The organism is Pseudomonas sp. FG86 (assembly GCF_057808775.1).
In genome coordinates this window covers 72,104-87,943 of sequence record NZ_JBMDIS010000001.1, presented here as the reverse complement: position 1 = coordinate 87,943, position 15,840 = coordinate 72,104, and the positions used below count along the sequence as shown (strand labels likewise).

Here is a 15,840-nt window from a genome sequence, read left to right as displayed (position 1 = left end):
GGACTTTGTCGGCTGATCAGTTCTTTTTGATCAGGCCGTAGATCACCAGCAGGATGATTGCGCCGACGAGTGCGCCGATAAAGCCCGCACCTTGGCCTGCCTGGTAGATACCCAGTGCCTGACCACCGTAGGTCGCGGCCAGGGAACCGGCGATACCCAACAGGATGGTCATGATCCAACCCATGCTGTCGTCGCCGGGCTTGAGGAAACGCGCCAGCAGGCCGACGATCAAGCCGATAAAGATGGTTCCGATGATACCCATGGCATTTCCCTCTGAATGAAGTGAGCTATGCCAAAGCCTGGACAGGCTTTGGCATCCTGCAATCAGAGGACGGCGATAGCCGAATGGTTCCCGCCGCCCCCTGTGTTTATTGCTCGGCGATCAGCGCTTCGACCTTGAGGATCTGCGCTTGCAGCGTTGCGCGATCCTTGCAGCGCAGGTTGGCGTGGCCGACCTTGCGCCCGGCCTTGAAGGCCTTGCCGTAGTGATGCAGGTGGCAGTCATCGATGGCAATGACGCGCTCGACCGACGGCACGACGCCGATAAAGTTGAGCATCGCGCTCTCGCCCACCTTGGCCGTGGAACCCAGGGGCAAGCCTGCGATAGCACGCAGGTGGTTTTCAAACTGGCTGCACTCGGCGCCTTCGGTGGTCCAGTGCCCGGAGTTGTGTACACGCGGGGCGATTTCGTTGGCCTTGAGGCCACCGTCGACTTCAAAGAACTCGAACGCCATCACACCGACATAATCCAGCTGCTTGAGCACGCGGCTGGAATAGTCTTCGGCCAGGGCCTGCAACGGGTGATCGGTGCTGGCCACGGACAGTTTGAGGATGCCGCTGTCGTGAGTGTTGTGCACCAGCGGATAAAAGCGGGTTTCGCCATCACGGGCGCGCACGGCGATCAACGACACTTCACCGGTGAAGGGTACGAAGCCTTCCAGCAGGCAAGCCACGCTGCCCAGCTCGGCGAAGGTGCCGACCACATCCGCTGGGGTGCGCAGGACTTTCTGGCCCTTACCGTCGTAACCCAGGGTGCGGGTTTTCAGCACAGCCGGCAGGCCGATACTGGCAACGGCGGCGTCCAGGTCCGCCTGGGACTGGATATCGGCGAAGGCCGGGGTTGGAATGCCCAGGTCCTTGAACATGCTCTTCTCGAACCAGCGGTCGCGAGCGATACGCAAGGCTTCGGCGCTCGGGTATACCGGCACGAACTGCGACAGGAACGCCACGGTTTCAGCCGGGACACTTTCGAACTCGAAGGTCACCAGGTCAACTTCGTCCGCCAGCTGGCGCAGGTGATCCGGGTCGCTGTAGTCAGCGCGCAGGTGTTCACCGAGGGCCGCCGCGCAGGCGTCCGGCGCCGGGTCCAGGAAAGCAAAGTTCATCCCCAGCGGGGTTCCCGCCAAGGCCAGCATGCGGCCCAGTTGGCCGCCACCGATTACACCGATTTTCATCGTCAACAACCTCAGGCAATGCGTGGGTCTGGATTGTCCAGCACGCTGTCTGTCTGCTCAGCACGGAATTTTTTCAGCGCAGCGTGGAACTGCGGATGCTTGGCGCCCAGGATGCTGGCAGACAGCAAGGCGGCATTGATCGCGCCGGCCTTGCCGATTGCCAGGGTCGCCACCGGGATGCCGGCCGGCATCTGCACGATGGACAACAGCGAATCCACGCCCGAGAGCATCGACGACTGCACCGGCACGCCGAGCACCGGCAGGTGGGTCTTGGCCGCACACATGCCTGGCAGGTGCGCTGCACCGCCGGCACCGGCGATGATCACCTCAATGCCACGGGATTCTGCTTCATCGGCATACTGGAACAGCAAGTCCGGGGTGCGGTGGGCAGAGACCACTTTCACTTCATACGGAATGCCGAGTTTTTCCAGCATATCGGCGGTGTGGCTAAGGGTGGACCAATCGGACTTGGAGCCCATGATCACGCCAACCAATGCACTCATCGTCGTGCCTCTTCTCTCTGGGCGCCCGCAGGCGCGTCAAAAAACAACAAGCCACGCGGGAAATCCGGCGTGGCTTGTTGTACGAAATTTGGCCGGTTGGACCGGCCGAAGGCCGCGCAGTATACCGTAATAACGCAGATAAACAGCCCCTGGGATGACCATCTGTCTAGCCGCGCAAACCGGCGGTTTTATTGACTTTCAAGTCAGCCAGATCACCACAAAACCCTGTGGGAGGGGGCTACACCCCGATAGTAGTGTAGTAGTGACATAGTCAGTGCCTGACACACCGCAATCGGGGGCAAGCCCCCCTTCCACATTTGCCCTGCATTCGGCCCGAGATTGGGCTCAGGTGTTCTGCGCCGCCCCACCTTCCAACTTACGCCACAACAACCGCACATTCGCCTTACGCACCAACGCACAGCGATACAGCCGAATTTCCAGCGGCACATGCCATTGCGGCCCGCCGCACACCACCAATTCACCGCGCGCCAGTTCGGCACGCACACTCAATTGCGGCACCCAGGCAATACCCAGGCCTTCCAGGGCCATGCTCTTGAGGCTGTCGGCCATGGCCGTTTCGTAAACCGTGGTAAAACGCAGGGCGCGTTGACGTAACAGCAAATGCACCGAACGGCCGAGGAACGCGCCAGCACTGTAGGCCAGCAACGGCACGCTGCCCTCGCCTTCCAGATCGAACAGCGGCTTGCCCTCGGCGTCGGCCGCGCACACCGGGAGCATTTCGGTGTTGCCCAGGTGCAGCGACGGGAAGATCTCGGCGTCCATCTGCATCGCCGCATCCGGGTCATAGAACGCCAGCATCAGGTCGCAACCACCTTCGCGCAGGGCGTGTACGGCGTCGCCGACGTTGGTGGCCACCAGCCGCGTGGCGATGTTCAGACCTTCATTGCGCAGTTGTGCGATCCAGCGCGGGAAGAAGCCCAATGCCAGGGAGTGGGCAGCGGCCACTTGCATGACCTCGCCCTGCCCGCCTTCCAGATGATGCAAATGGCGCAGCACTTCACCGAGTTGTTCGACCACGGTGCGCGCGGTGACCAGGAACAGTTGCCCGGCCGCCGTCAGCTCAACCGGCGTGCGCGAGCGGTTGACCAGGGTCAGGCCCAGTGCGGCCTCAAGGCTGCGAATACGTCGGCTGAACGCTGGCTGGGTGACAAACCGTCGCTCCGCCGCCTGGGAAAAGCTGCGAGTCGCCGCCAAGGCGCTGAAGTCTTCCAGCCATTTGCTCTCAAGGTTCATCACTGCCTCCCACGGATACGCACCATTTTGGCACACACGCCCGTCATGATAGCCGGGTCACACCTGCATTATGCCGTTTATGCATAGGCCAGTGTTTAACAGCATTGGCCCAAAATTTCCTACAGGCCTAGCATTCGCAGCGTTCCGGCCTGTTCCGGGTCCATATCGAGATGATTTCCGTCATGTCCTCCGCTGCATCATTCCGCACAGAAAAAGACCTGCTTGGCGTACTCGAAGTACCCGCTCAAGCGTATTACGGCATCCAGACCCTGCGAGCGGTGAATAACTTCCGCCTCTCGGGCGTTCCGATTTCGCATTACCCGAAATTGGTGGTCGGCCTGGCAATGGTCAAGCAAGCTGCCGCTGACGCCAACCGTGAGTTGGGCCAGCTCAGCGAAGCCAAGCACGCCGCTATCAGCGAAGCCTGTGCCCGTCTGATCCGCGGCGATTTCCACGAAGAATTCGTGGTGGACATGATTCAAGGCGGCGCCGGCACTTCAACCAACATGAATGCCAACGAAGTCATCGCCAACATCGCACTGGAGGCCATGGGCCACCAGAAGGGCGAGTACCAGTACCTGCACCCCAACAACGACGTGAACATGGCGCAGTCGACCAACGACGCCTACCCCACCGCGATCCGCCTGGGTCTGCTGTTGGGCCATGACGCGCTGCTGGCCAGCCTCGACAGCCTGATCCAGGCGTTCGCCGCCAAAGGCGTCGAATTCAGCCACGTACTGAAAATGGGCCGCACCCAACTGCAAGACGCCGTGCCGATGACCCTCGGCCAGGAATTCCGCGCGTTCGCCACCACCCTCGGTGAAGACCTGGCCCGCCTGAAAACCCTGGCACCCGAGCTGCTGACTGAAGTGAACCTGGGCGGCACCGCCATCGGTACCGGCATCAACGCCGACCCGCGCTACCAGGCCCTGGCCGTACAACGCCTGGCCGTTATCAGCGGCCAGCCCGTGGTCCCGGCTGCCGACCTGATCGAAGCCACCTCCGACATGGGCGCCTTCGTGCTGTTCTCCGGCATGCTCAAGCGTACCGCTGTGAAGCTGTCGAAGATCTGCAACGACCTGCGCCTGCTGTCCAGCGGCCCACGCACCGGTATCAACGAGATCAACCTGCCGGCGCGCCAGCCAGGCAGCTCGATCATGCCCGGCAAGGTCAACCCGGTGATCCCGGAAGCGGTCAACCAAGTGGCGTTCCAAGTCATCGGTAACGATCTGGCCCTGACCATGGCGGCCGAAGGTGGCCAACTGCAGTTGAACGTGATGGAGCCACTGATCGCCTTTAAGATCTTCGACTCCATCCGCCTGCTGCAACGCGCCATGGACATGCTGCGCGAACACTGCATCGTCGGCATCACCGCCAACGAAGCCCGCTGCCGCGAGCTGGTGGAGCACTCCATCGGCCTGGTCACCGCGCTGAACCCGTACATCGGCTATGAAAACGCCACCCGCATCGCGCGTATCGCCCTCGAAAGCGGCCGCGGCGTACTGGAACTGGTGCGCGAAGAAGGCTTGCTCGACGACGCCATGCTCGACGACATCCTGCGCCCCGAAAACATGATCGCTCCACGTTTGGTCCCGTTGAAGGCCTAAGCGTTTGTTGCACCGCTCACCAGGTTGAGGGACTAGACACCTCTCACCTTTTGAGGGCCTGAAGGCTCGTTCTTCAGGCCCTTTTTTTTGCCTCAAGGTTGTGAAATGACGCCCATAAAAATTCCAACATCGCCCCTACCCGACACCCCTTGGCTGAAACCTTTAATCAGTCCGAGCAGACGGATCACGTTCGCCTAGGTATAGTGCCGCCCCTCTTCGCGCCAGCGGCCGTCGGCAACGAGGCCCGGACACGCGCGAAACCGCATGAATAACAACACCCGCAAAAGGATGGGTCGAACCGTCGCGCACTGCCTGGTGCTATGCGAGGGGTAGGACCGTCCTGCGTTTGCCATTAGAAAAATCAGCGAGGAACACTCCATGCTCGAAGTCATCAACGACTTCCTCTCAGGGAAAGTACTGATCGTGCTCATTGTCGGGCTCGGCGGTTATTTCACGATCCGCTCGCGTTTCGTCCAGTTGCGTCACTTTTTCCACATGTTTTCGGTGTTTCGCGACAGCCTGAAAAACAGCTCCGACCAGCTCAGTTCGTTCCAGGCGCTGATGCTCAGCCTCGCCGGACGTGTGGGTGCCGGTAACATCGCGGGTGTCGGCATCGCCGTGACCCTGGGTGGCCCGGGTGCCGTGTTCTGGATGTGGGTCACCGCGCTGGTGGGCATGTCTTCGAGCTTTATCGAGTGCTCCCTCGGCCAGCTGTACAAGCGCACTGACGCTGAAGGCACCTACCGTGGCGGCCCGGCCTATTACATCCAGCACGGCCTGCACAAACGCTGGTTGGGTATGGTCATGGCGTTCCTGCTGCTGGTGACCTTCGGCTTTGCGTTCAACGGCCTGCAAGCCCACGCCGTGACCCACTCGCTGAACAACGCCTTTGGCCTGGATACCACCTACACCGGCCTGGCCCTCGCAGTCCTGCTGGGCCTGGTGTTCATCGGCGGGATCAAGCGCATCGCGTCGATCGCCGACCTGCTGGTACCGGTCAAGACCCTGGTGTACATCGCCGTGACCCTGTATGTGATCGTGCTGCAATTCGACCATGTGCCGGCCATGCTCGCGACCATCGTCAAGAGCGCCTTCGGCCTCGACCAAGCCTTCGGTGGCCTGGTGGGCAGCGCGATCATCATGGGTGTGAAGCGCGGCGTGTTCGCCAACGAAGCCGGGCTGGGCAGTGCGCCGAACGTGGCAGCGGTCGCGTCGGTGGAACATCCGATCGCCCAAGGCGTGGTGCAAGCGTTCAGCGTGTTCCTCGACACCTTCGTGATCTGCACCTGCACCGCATTGCTGATCCTGCTCTCCGGCTTCTACACCCCAGGCTTTGAAGGCGACGGCATTGCCCTGACCCAGAACTCCCTGGCGGCTGTAGTGGGTGACTGGGGCCGCATGTTTATCTCGGTGGCCCTGGCGTTGTTCGTGTTCACCTCGATCATGTACAACTACTACCTGGGCGAGAGCAACCTGCGCTTCCTGGTGGGTAACAACCGCAAGGTGCTGATGGGCTACCGCGCGCTGGTGCTGGTGCTGATTTTCTGGGGCTCGATCGAGAACCTGAGCACCGTGTTCGCCTTCGCCGACATCACCATGACCCTGCTGGCGTTCGTCAACCTGTTCGCCCTGGCGTTCCTGTTCAAGATTGCCATGCGCATCCTGAATGACTACGACAACCAGCGCGCGGCAGGCATCAAGACCCCGGTGTTCGACTCCAGCCAGTTCCCTGACCTGGACCTGGACCGCAAGGCCTGGCCGGCCAACCCGGTAAAGCCGCAAGCGGCCCCGGCAGCTGAACTGAACGTTCAAGTGCAACGCTGAGCCCAGGTAGATAGATGACACGCCGCCCGGCCTTGGGCATGCTCTGGGCCCGGCGGCGTTTTTCGTTCAGGAGAAAACTCATGTCCCCATCCCACAACATCATGGTGCTCTACACCGGTGGCACCATCGGCATGCAGGCCAGCGCCAACGGCCTGGCGCCCGCGTCCGGTTTCGAAGCGCGCATGCGCGAACAACTTGCCAACCAGCCATTGCCCGCCTGGCGCTTCCGGGAAATGTCGCCGCTGATCGACAGCGCCAACATGACCCCCGCCTACTGGCAGCACCTGCGCACCGCCGTGGTCGAGGCCGTGGACGAGGGTTGCGACGCGGTACTGATCCTGCACGGCACCGACACCCTGGCCTACAGCGCGGCCGCCATGAGTTTTCAATTGCTGGGCCTGCCCGCGCCGGTCGTGTTCACCGGTTCCATGCTGCCTGCCGGGGTACCCGACAGCGATGCCTGGGAAAACGTCAGCGGTGCCTTGCAGGCGCTGGGCGAAGGCCTGGCACCGGGTGTGCAACTGTACTTCCACGGTGCGCTGATGGCGCCGACCCGTTGCGCGAAGATCCGCAGCTTTGGTCGCCATCCGTTTGCGGCGTTGCAGCGTAATGGTGGCGTCGCCCAGGCCGAAATGATCCCGGCCGCCCTGCATTACCGCCAACCCAAGGCCATCGCGAATGTGGGCGTGCTGCCATTGGTGCCAGGTATCGCCGCCGGGCAACTGGATGCACTGATCGACAGCGGCCTTCAGGCGCTGGTGCTGGAATGCTTTGGCAGCGGCACGGGACCGAGTGATAACCCTGCGTTCCTCGCCAGCCTCAAGCGGGCGCAAGACCTGGACGTGGTCGTGGTTGCAATCACCCAATGCCACGAAGGCGGCGTTGAACTGGACGTGTACGAGGCCGGCAGCCGGTTGCGCGGTGCAGGTGTGCTTTCCGGCGGTGGCATGACCCGTGAAGCCGTCTTCGGCAAGCTCCACGCGCTGCTCGGTGCAGGGCTTGCAACGGATGAGGTCCGACACCTGGTGGAGCTTGACCTGTGCGGTGAGCTGGCCTGAGCTGCGCTGTAAACCTGAGTAAAAACACCGGCCCACTACATAGTTAGCCTCATGCCTGCCTTGCGCCTTTCTAGCATGCCGAAGCTGTTCTTTCGGCAGCATTCATGAAACGGCAAGGCAGGACCCCATGAGCCAACTACCTTCTACCGCTCCTCACAGCCCCACTGATTCGCTGATCACTCAGCTCTGCGTAGGCCCCGCCTTCAGGGAAGCCGCCAGCGTACTGTTGCGCTGGTCGCTCCGGGAGCTTTACCCAAACCTGGGTATCGATCCGGATATTGCCACGGTCGTCACGCCGGTCGTTGACCTCGTTGACGACGCAGTCGTCGCCCGCACTCCGACGCACCAACACCTCACCGACATTCTTGCCAATCAGGCGGTCTCGGGCATACCCACGCTCTTCATAGAAGGCGTGCACTACCTCATCCAGCAAAAAAATAGCCATCCCGCCGTACACCTGCCTGTGCGTATCGCTCAAATAGCGCAGTTGATCAATTCGCTCGCCCCCGTGATGCTCACCGCCTATCAAGAGCTACAAGTGGATTTCTGGAACTCCACCAACGGAAGCTCCGAGCAACGCTGGCAAGCGCTGTCTCATACGTTGCAATCACTCTGGAACGTCACCGCCATCGAAGGCTGGAGCGCGCAGGAATGCACGATGGCCCGTAGTCTGTTCATATCACCGGAGCACAAGCTGCGTCAGGTCAACGACGCTTATACCAGCCGCGCCTACCTGATCGATGTTGACAGCGTTGACGGTGAAACCGTCCAGCACCTGACGGTGCTATCAATGGCCGTGCTGATCGGCAGCCATGAAGGGAACTCGATCATCCTCACCTACTCGCTGCTCAACGGCTTTGAAAAGTTCACTTCGCTGGAGCAACTGGGCCGCAGTTTATCCAGTCACTTGCCATCCCCCCCATCAACAGACATACAGTGGCGATTGTTCGAACCCGATGGCCACTTTTTTGATCATCAGGCCTGCGCGTTAATCGCCCAACAACTTGCGTTCATCGAGCAACTCGACCTTGCGCAACTGCGTCGCGTCGACCCCTCCGAATCCTCACTCAACATCCCGGCAGCCGCTGAAGAACTGGCGGGTGAAAAACACCCGGACCTGACACAGTTGAGTAAGCTGTTACCCAATTGGCTGAAGGATGCCTCCACCACCGACCTGGATCTCTATGGGCGCCACCTGAAGGACCTCGCCGCCCTGCACAGCCTGAATGCCGGCAAGTCCTTTCAAGATGACATCCCCTCCATTCAGGCGTACGCCTTGAACAGGCTACGCACTGAAATGCTCGAAGAGCACAGCGATGCCGCGAATCTGCGCCTGGATAAAATCGAGATTCGGGTACAGAGCCCATTGGTTTGGGGCAGCTTTACGCTTCCGGGCAGGGTCGACGTCACGACCTTCAGCCTCACCGACCTTGCCCTGCAAAGCCTGGTCAGCCTGCCTGTCGGTAACAAAAGCATTCACTCCGACAACGCCAATACCTTGCCGGCCTGGATGACGGTGGCATACATCGAGACCCTGATTCGCAAGGTGGACATTGGCCAGCAGTACCCAGCCCTGGTCAAACAGAAATTGCTCGACAACCCGCTGGAATCCATACGCCGGCAACACCTGTACAGCAACCACTTGAGCATCCAGCTACCACTTCAGGCGTTGCAGTCCAAGATCCGTCAGGAAGACGGGATTGACGAACTGGGGTATCGCTATGTTGCCGTCGCGTTGGCTCAACAAATATCGGACCGTCAGGTCGACGGTCAGACCATCGTCGTTCGCCCATTGGCTTTCGTCCTGAAGTACCGCGATAACACCACGCACGACACGGTGGCCAACATGTTTGTGATTGGCCCGCAGGACCCCGAAACCGGTCCTTGCCTGTTGTATCGTCCAATGCTGGAGCCGCAGTTGGTGCAATACCCATCACCGGCCAACCTGCTGTATGCGATCCGGCAATCGCGAGAGTTGCGCGACTCAGTGCTGGCCTGGCTGCCCGACACCGTCCGCAGCGACTATGCCCGCTACGCCTTTCCCGGCGAACTGCCCTCCCCCTGGACGGCCGTGGACCTTCTGACCGACCCGACGAAAGTCCTGATGATGAGCGGCCCCATTGGCCTGGGCAGCCAAACGCTCAACGGCCACCTGACCGGCCAACTGTTCAAGGCCAACGCCGATGCACTGGTGACATTGGCAGACCGTGAATCGGTTTCAAACGCCGAAGCCCGTTGGGCCTCGCTCAAGCAGGCAAGTTGGCTGGCGTTTAATGCCGTACTGCCTTTTTTGGGACGAACCGTGAACACTGCAGCCTGGATCTGGCAGATCCTCGATCAACTCCAAGAGGCCGTCGACGCACACGACCAGCAAGACAAACCGGCCGAATGGACGGCCCTCACAGGACTGCTCCTCAACCTGGGCATGGCATTGACCCTGCATGTCGCCAGCCGCAACGCCCCCTCACGCCCGCCCTCCGAGAGCGAAAAACCGGTGGTGGAAGCGCCCTCCAAGCTCCCGGTGGCCGCAAAACCGGTGACGATCAAACAGCTTGCCAACCTCTCTGCGCCAGCCCTGCCAAGCGATCACTCACATGCACTGCATACCCTGGGCGCAATCAACCGTAATGCCACCGACCTGGCCAGCCTGCTGGACAGTTTCAAAGTCGAAAAACCCGCCGTGCAAAACCCAGCCTCGTCACGCACCGCCCCCCATCGATACCTCTATCCACTTCGCAGTCAGTGGTACGCACCGATCGGCCAACGTTGGTTTGAAGTGACGATTGATGAGAATGACGAGGTGCGGATAATCGACCCCAAGCAACCCACTCGTTCTGGCCCCTTTGTGATCGGCAACCTTAAGGGTGAGTGGTTCATCGACACCAGGCTGCGCCTGCGCGGGGGCGGTTCGAAGAGTCTGGAGAAAATAGCCCGGGCCCAAGCCGAACGTGAAGTGAGCCATATACGCAACCAGCTCACGACCTTCGAACAACAGAAAAAAACCGCGCAAGAAGACCTGCAACGCGCGCTGCAAGCCATGCTCGACGCTCCCGCGTCCACGGCCCAGGCCAAGCGCGATGCCTACCTCGAACTGTTGGACAGCCAATGCTCGGGCTACGAAACCGCCCTGCAACACCTCAAGACCTTAAGTGTTTTTGCACCGACGCCAGACTTTCAACATCGCGCCATCGGCTACATCAAGGCTCAGTTGAGTTTGAGCCAGGCGGGCCTCAACGAAGTGCTGAAAACCTTCACCCCCAAACTCAGGACAACGCTGGAACAGATCGAACGCCAGGCCAAAGCCCCACAAGAGCGGGAGATCACCCACTCACGCGAGATGACTGAAATGCTGGGAGGGATGATTCGGTGCACGGATTACTTCGAGTCGCGATTCACCCAACTGCGCGATCTTTCAGGCGAAGGGTTACTCCTGATACAACACACCAAAAGCCTGCTGCCCAGTTACCGCAGTGATGACCTCAAGGCGTTGCAGGTCTCCCTCGCCCGCAACCTGTGCCTGCGTGAAAACACCACCCTGAGCGCACCACTGGCGTGGGCTGCCATCGACCAGATTGTCGACGCCTGCGACATCGCCATCCAGGCCCTGCGCGATACGTTGCGCGAGCGCAGTGACAGGCGGATCGACGAGCAGATCGAGACACTGAGCAGCCTGATCGAACAGTTCACTGTGCTCGACGAACGCCTGCAAGACTTTCCCACCGAATTCCCCGGCATTTCCCAGGTGCAAGCCCTGACTCGCTTGCGCGCCCAGCTCAGCGAGTACGCAAAACATACCGCAGTTCAGCTTGCGTTATTGGCCGCCAACCGCAGCACCCTGAGAGCCAGCCCCCGCCCGTTGCCCACCCCGCCACGCCCACAGAATAAATTCATCAGGACGCGTTACCACGGCATGGTAGTCGGCGAGCCGCAGTTGTCTGCAACTGGCCTGGAAACCGGGCTGGTTGATGTTCGTTCGCCGCTGTCCAATACCGTGGTGGCCACGTTTCACGAAAAACCGGACGGCTTTTGGGTCCAAAGGGCCAAGACCGTACCAACAGTAAGCGTGCCGATCGACCTGCAAACCAGCGTGGACGTTGGCAAAACCCTGCTCGACGGCTTACCGGCCTTCAAGCAACGGATCACCGACCTGGCCAATCAAGCCCAACGCACACCCATCGGCATCGAGTACCTGCACAGTCAACACGCCCATCGCCTCGAACAAGCCGGCCGTGACATCGAAGAAGCACTGACCCAGAAAAACCTTGCACAGGGCGACGTCACCCTGGCCAGCAGCGTCAAGAAGTCACTCACCGAGGCTACCGCCGCCCTCTATCAACAATCCATAGAGAACGTGCTGAGAATGACCAAGCAGCACCCACCCACGCCTTCCGGCGTGCAATGGCTCAAGGATCGCAATGCCATCAGCCTCAAAAAAACCATCAGCCGACGCCGCATCAAATCCGCCACATCAGACTACCTGGACGAGTACACCATTACCGAAAGCGGCACTCATAAGGTGCTCTGGTATGCGCATTTCCACTACTCGACCGACTGGACCACACCAAGGTCGTTTCTCAGTGCGCGCCTCAAGACACCGCAAGAGCACAGCCTGGGTGCGGCAGCCGATACCACCAAAGGCATGAACAGCGCACAACGTTTGGCATTCCACCGCAGCGAGATCAACGAGAGCCAAGCCCGGACGTTATTTTTCAACCTGGCCTGACGCCCGAACGACGGCACACAACTTGCTCCTTCACCGCACCTGCCACGTTGGAGCAATCGATGCTGCACGCTCATCTCACCACCCTCAACGCGGTGTCGCTGGTGCTCAACACCTTCAAGGCCGAAGGCCAGACCAGCGAGGCGTTGCTTGCGGGCAGCGGCATCTGTGCGGCGGACTTAAGCCGTGCCGACACGCGCATCACCACCAATCAGGAAATGCGTGTGTGCGCCAACGCCGTGGCCCTGCGTCGCGATGTCGGCCTGGAGCTGGGCCGCCAGATGCATGTGTCGGCCTACGGCATGCTGGGTTACGCGCTGCTCACCAGTGCCACCTTCGGTGACGCTTTGCGCCTGGCGCTGCGTTATCCAGCGCTGTTGGGAACACTCTTCGAACTGAGCCTTGAAGAAGAGGGCGAGCGCATCTGGTTCACTGCCAGTGGCTACCGGGAAAACCCGACGCTGGAGACGTTCAACGTCGAACTGTGCCTGGCGTCGCTGAAAGTGATCTGCGACGACCTGCTCGGCCAGCCCCTGCCGCTGCTCGCCGCACGCTTCGAACATGACGCCCCGGACTACCGCGCGCGCTATGCGGAACGTTTCCCCTGCCCGCTGCAATTCCAGGCCACCGCCAATGCTTTCGCATTCGACAGGCACTGGCTCGAACAGCCGCTGCCCCTGGCTGACGCGATTACCCACCGGGCCATGGCCGAACGCTGCCGCAAACACAACCTGGAGTTCACCGGGCGCCAGGCTTGGCTGGGCAGGATTCGCCAACTGCTCACCACTCAGCTCCACGCCGCGCCCGGCGTGGAGGGCTTGGCCACGCAGATGAACTGTTCAGCGCGAACCTTGCGCCGGCACTTGCATGACCTGGGTTGCAGCTACCAGGACCTGCTCGACGAGTTGCGCTTCGAGCGTGCCAAGCAACTGTTGGCGCAAGACCAATGGCCGATCTACCGGATTGCCGAGGCGCTGGGCTTCAGCGAGACGGCAAGCTTCCGGCACGCATTTGTGCGCTGGAGCGGCGTGGCGCCGAGCCAATTTCGCGCATGACGCCCCACGGAGGGGCGAATTGCGGACAGATAATTTGGCCGTATTTATCCCCTTTTGGCCGCTCCTGCCGTTCTCATAAACCGCGTCCGCCGCAAGACTGCATGCACCGACACAGCCTGCGGAGAACAACAAATGCTGACGATCTACTCGGACGATCACCACCTGCACCACGGCCGTTGTGAACTGATGGACGGGCAACTGATGCCCTGCTTCGAGATGCCTTCGCGTGCCGACCACGTGCTGCAACGGGTCAAAGACCGCGAACTGGGCCCGGTCCACGGGCCGCGGGACTTCGGCCTGGCGCCGCTGCAACGGGTCCACAGCCACGCCTACCTCGACTTCTTCCAGGGGGCCTGGCAACGCTGGACCGAATTCGGCCAGGACGGCGACCTGTTGCCCTACACCTGGCCCGCCCGCACCCTGCGCCGGGTATTGCCCGCCAGCCTGCACGGCCAGCTCGGCTACTACAGCTTCGACGGCGGCGCGCCGATTACCGCCGGCACCTGGCAAGCCGCCTACAGCGCGGCGCAAGTCGCCCTCACGGCCCAGGCTGCCATCCAACAAGGCGCCCACAGTGCCTTCGCCCTGTGCCGCCCGCCGGGGCACCATGCCGCCAGCGACTTGATGGGCGGCTACTGCTACCTCAACAATGCCGCCATTGCCGCCCAAGCCTTCCTCGATCAAGGCTGCAAGCGCGTCGCGATCCTCGATGTGGATTACCACCACGGCAACGGCACCCAGTCGATTTTCTATGAACGCAGCGATGTGCTGTTCACCTCGATCCACGGCCACCCCGAAGCGGAGTTTCCGTTTTTCCTCGGCTATGCCGATGAACTGGGCGAAGGCGCAGGCACTGGCTTCAACTTCAACTACCCCTTGCCGGCCGGTTCAGGCTGGGAACGCTGGAGCGCTGCCCTTGAAGAGGCTTGCACAGAAATTGAGCGCTATGGCGCCGACATCGTTGTCGTTTCGCTGGGGGTGGACACGTTCAAGCACGACCCCATCTCGCAATTCAAACTCGACAGCCCGGACTACCTGGCGATGGGCGCGCGCATCGCGCACTTGGGCAAGCCGACGCTGTTCGTGATGGAAGGCGGCTACGCCGTCGAAGAAATCGGCATCAATGCCGTCAACGTTCTCGAAGGTTTTGAGGGGGCTGCCCAATGAAGATGCTCAAGTCACTCGTGCTGTGCGCCGCCGTTATCAGCGGCATGGTCCACGCTGAAGAAAAAACCCTGCGAGTCTACAACTGGTTCGACTACATCACGCCCAAGGCACTGGAAGATTTCAAGGCACAGAACCCCAACCTCAAGCTGGTGTACGACATCTTCGACACCAACGAAGCCCTGGAAGCCAAGCTGCTCACCGGCAACTCCGGGTATGACGTGGTGGTGCCGTCCAATGTGTTCCTGGCCAAGCAGATCGAAGCCGGGGTGTTCCAACCACTGGACCGCAGCCAACTGCCGAACTGGAACCACCTTGATCCCAAGCTGATGAAGCTGATCGAGGCCAATGACCCCGGCAATAAATTCGCCGTGCCCTATATGTACGGCACCATCCTGATCGGCTTCAACCCGGACAAGGTCAAGGCCGCGCTGGGCGCCGATGCGCCGGTGGACAGCTGGGACCTGATCTTCAAGGAAGAGAACATCAGCAAGCTCAAACAATGCGGCGTCGCACTGCTCGACTCGCCGTCCGAGATCCTGCCGCTGGCCCTGCAGCACCTGGGCCTGGACCCCAACAGCCGCAACCCCAAGGACTATGACAAAGCCGAAGCGCTGCTGCTGAAGATCCGTCCCTACATCACCTACTTCCACTCCTCCAAATACATGGCGGATATCGCCAATGGAGACATCTGCGTGGCCGTCGGTTATTCCGGCAGCTTCTCCCAGGCTGCCAACCGCGCCAAGGAAGCCAAGAACGGCGTGACCGTTGACATGCGCCTGCCCAAGGAAGGAGCACCGATCTGGTTCGACATGCTCGCCATTCCCAAGGGGGCGAAGAACCCGCAAGACGCCTACACCTTTATCAACTACCTGCTGCAACCGCAGGTGATCGCGCCGATCAGTGATTTTGTCGGCTACCCCAACCCCAACAAGGACGCCACCGAACAGGTCGACCCCTCGATTCGCAACAACCCCAACCTGTACCCGACTGAGGCGGCGATGGCCACGCTCTATACGCTCAAGCCGCTGGGGCGTGACGCCGAACGCGCCCGCACGCGGGCCTGGACCAAGATCAAGTCCGGGACATAACGACGGCGTAATCCTTTAGACCGCCGGGCTAAAGCCATCGAGGTCGCGCTTTAGCCTGCATGGGTATCTAGGCAACCTTTCTGCCCCTGACAAATCTCCCTGTGGCGAGC

11 protein-coding genes are annotated in these 15,840 nt (G+C 61.0%); 7 read left to right on the top strand and 4 right to left on the bottom strand.

Features of this window, described 5'->3' with window-relative positions; all coding sequences use genetic code 11:
• Window positions 1-16: 16 nt before the first annotated feature.
• The 4 genes from ACODSV_RS00370 to ACODSV_RS00355 form a co-directional block, all read right to left on the bottom strand.
• The gene (locus tag ACODSV_RS00370; protein ID WP_024078158.1) at window positions 17-262 is read right to left on the bottom strand and encodes a GlsB/YeaQ/YmgE family stress response membrane protein; all 246 of its coding nucleotides are present in this window, start codon (window positions 260-262) and stop codon (window positions 17-19) included.
• A 106-nt stretch (window positions 263-368) separates the two neighbouring features.
• Window positions 369-1,454, bottom strand: coding sequence for a 5-(carboxyamino)imidazole ribonucleotide synthase (locus tag ACODSV_RS00365; RefSeq protein WP_024078159.1), 1,086 nt, complete (start codon window positions 1,452-1,454; stop codon window positions 369-371).
• 11 nt (window positions 1,455-1,465) lie between these two features.
• The gene (gene purE, locus ACODSV_RS00360) at window positions 1,466-1,957 is read right to left on the bottom strand and encodes a 5-(carboxyamino)imidazole ribonucleotide mutase (RefSeq protein ID WP_003213411.1); all 492 of its coding nucleotides are present in this window, start codon (window positions 1,955-1,957) and stop codon (window positions 1,466-1,468) included.
• Between the two features lie 345 nt (window positions 1,958-2,302).
• Complete coding sequence (locus ACODSV_RS00355; RefSeq protein ID WP_024078160.1) at window positions 2,303-3,211, bottom strand: LysR substrate-binding domain-containing protein; 909 nt, start codon at window positions 3,209-3,211, stop codon at window positions 2,303-2,305.
• Window positions 3,212-3,393: 182 nt separating this feature from the next.
• Here ACODSV_RS00355 and aspA point away from each other — a divergent pair, with 182 nt between their 5' ends.
• The 7 genes from aspA (at window position 3,394) to ACODSV_RS00320 (ending at window position 15,730) form a co-directional block, all read left to right on the top strand.
• Window positions 3,394-4,818 (top strand): aspartate ammonia-lyase, encoded by a 1,425-nt coding sequence (aspA, locus tag ACODSV_RS00350; protein ID WP_041161057.1) that lies wholly within the window; start codon window positions 3,394-3,396, stop codon window positions 4,816-4,818.
• Between the two features lie 378 nt (window positions 4,819-5,196).
• Window positions 5,197-6,642, top strand: coding sequence for an alanine/glycine:cation symporter family protein (locus ACODSV_RS00345; RefSeq protein WP_150055877.1), 1,446 nt, complete (start codon window positions 5,197-5,199; stop codon window positions 6,640-6,642).
• Window positions 6,643-6,722: 80 nt separating this feature from the next.
• A complete protein-coding gene (locus ACODSV_RS00340; protein WP_150055878.1) occupies window positions 6,723-7,700 on the top strand; it encodes an asparaginase in 978 nt (325 codons plus the stop codon).
• Between the two features lie 127 nt (window positions 7,701-7,827).
• On the top strand, window positions 7,828-12,423 hold the full coding sequence (locus ACODSV_RS00335) for a dermonecrotic toxin domain-containing protein (protein ID WP_150055879.1): 4,596 nt from the start codon (window positions 7,828-7,830) through the stop codon (window positions 12,421-12,423).
• A gap of 59 nt (window positions 12,424-12,482) precedes the next feature.
• Window positions 12,483-13,475, top strand: a complete 993-nt coding sequence (locus ACODSV_RS00330) for an AraC family transcriptional regulator (RefSeq protein ID WP_150055880.1) — start codon at window positions 12,483-12,485, stop codon at window positions 13,473-13,475.
• Between the two features lie 132 nt (window positions 13,476-13,607).
• Window positions 13,608-14,642 carry a histone deacetylase family protein gene (locus ACODSV_RS00325; RefSeq protein WP_024078166.1) on the top strand — a complete coding sequence of 345 codons (1,035 nt, stop codon included), beginning with the start codon at window positions 13,608-13,610 and terminating at the stop codon, window positions 14,640-14,642.
• Window positions 14,639-15,730 (top strand): polyamine ABC transporter substrate-binding protein, encoded by a 1,092-nt coding sequence (locus ACODSV_RS00320; RefSeq protein ID WP_024078167.1) that lies wholly within the window; start codon window positions 14,639-14,641, stop codon window positions 15,728-15,730. Before ACODSV_RS00325 ends, ACODSV_RS00320 begins: the two co-directional genes overlap by 4 nt.
• The last annotated feature ends 110 nt before the right edge of the window (window positions 15,731-15,840 follow it).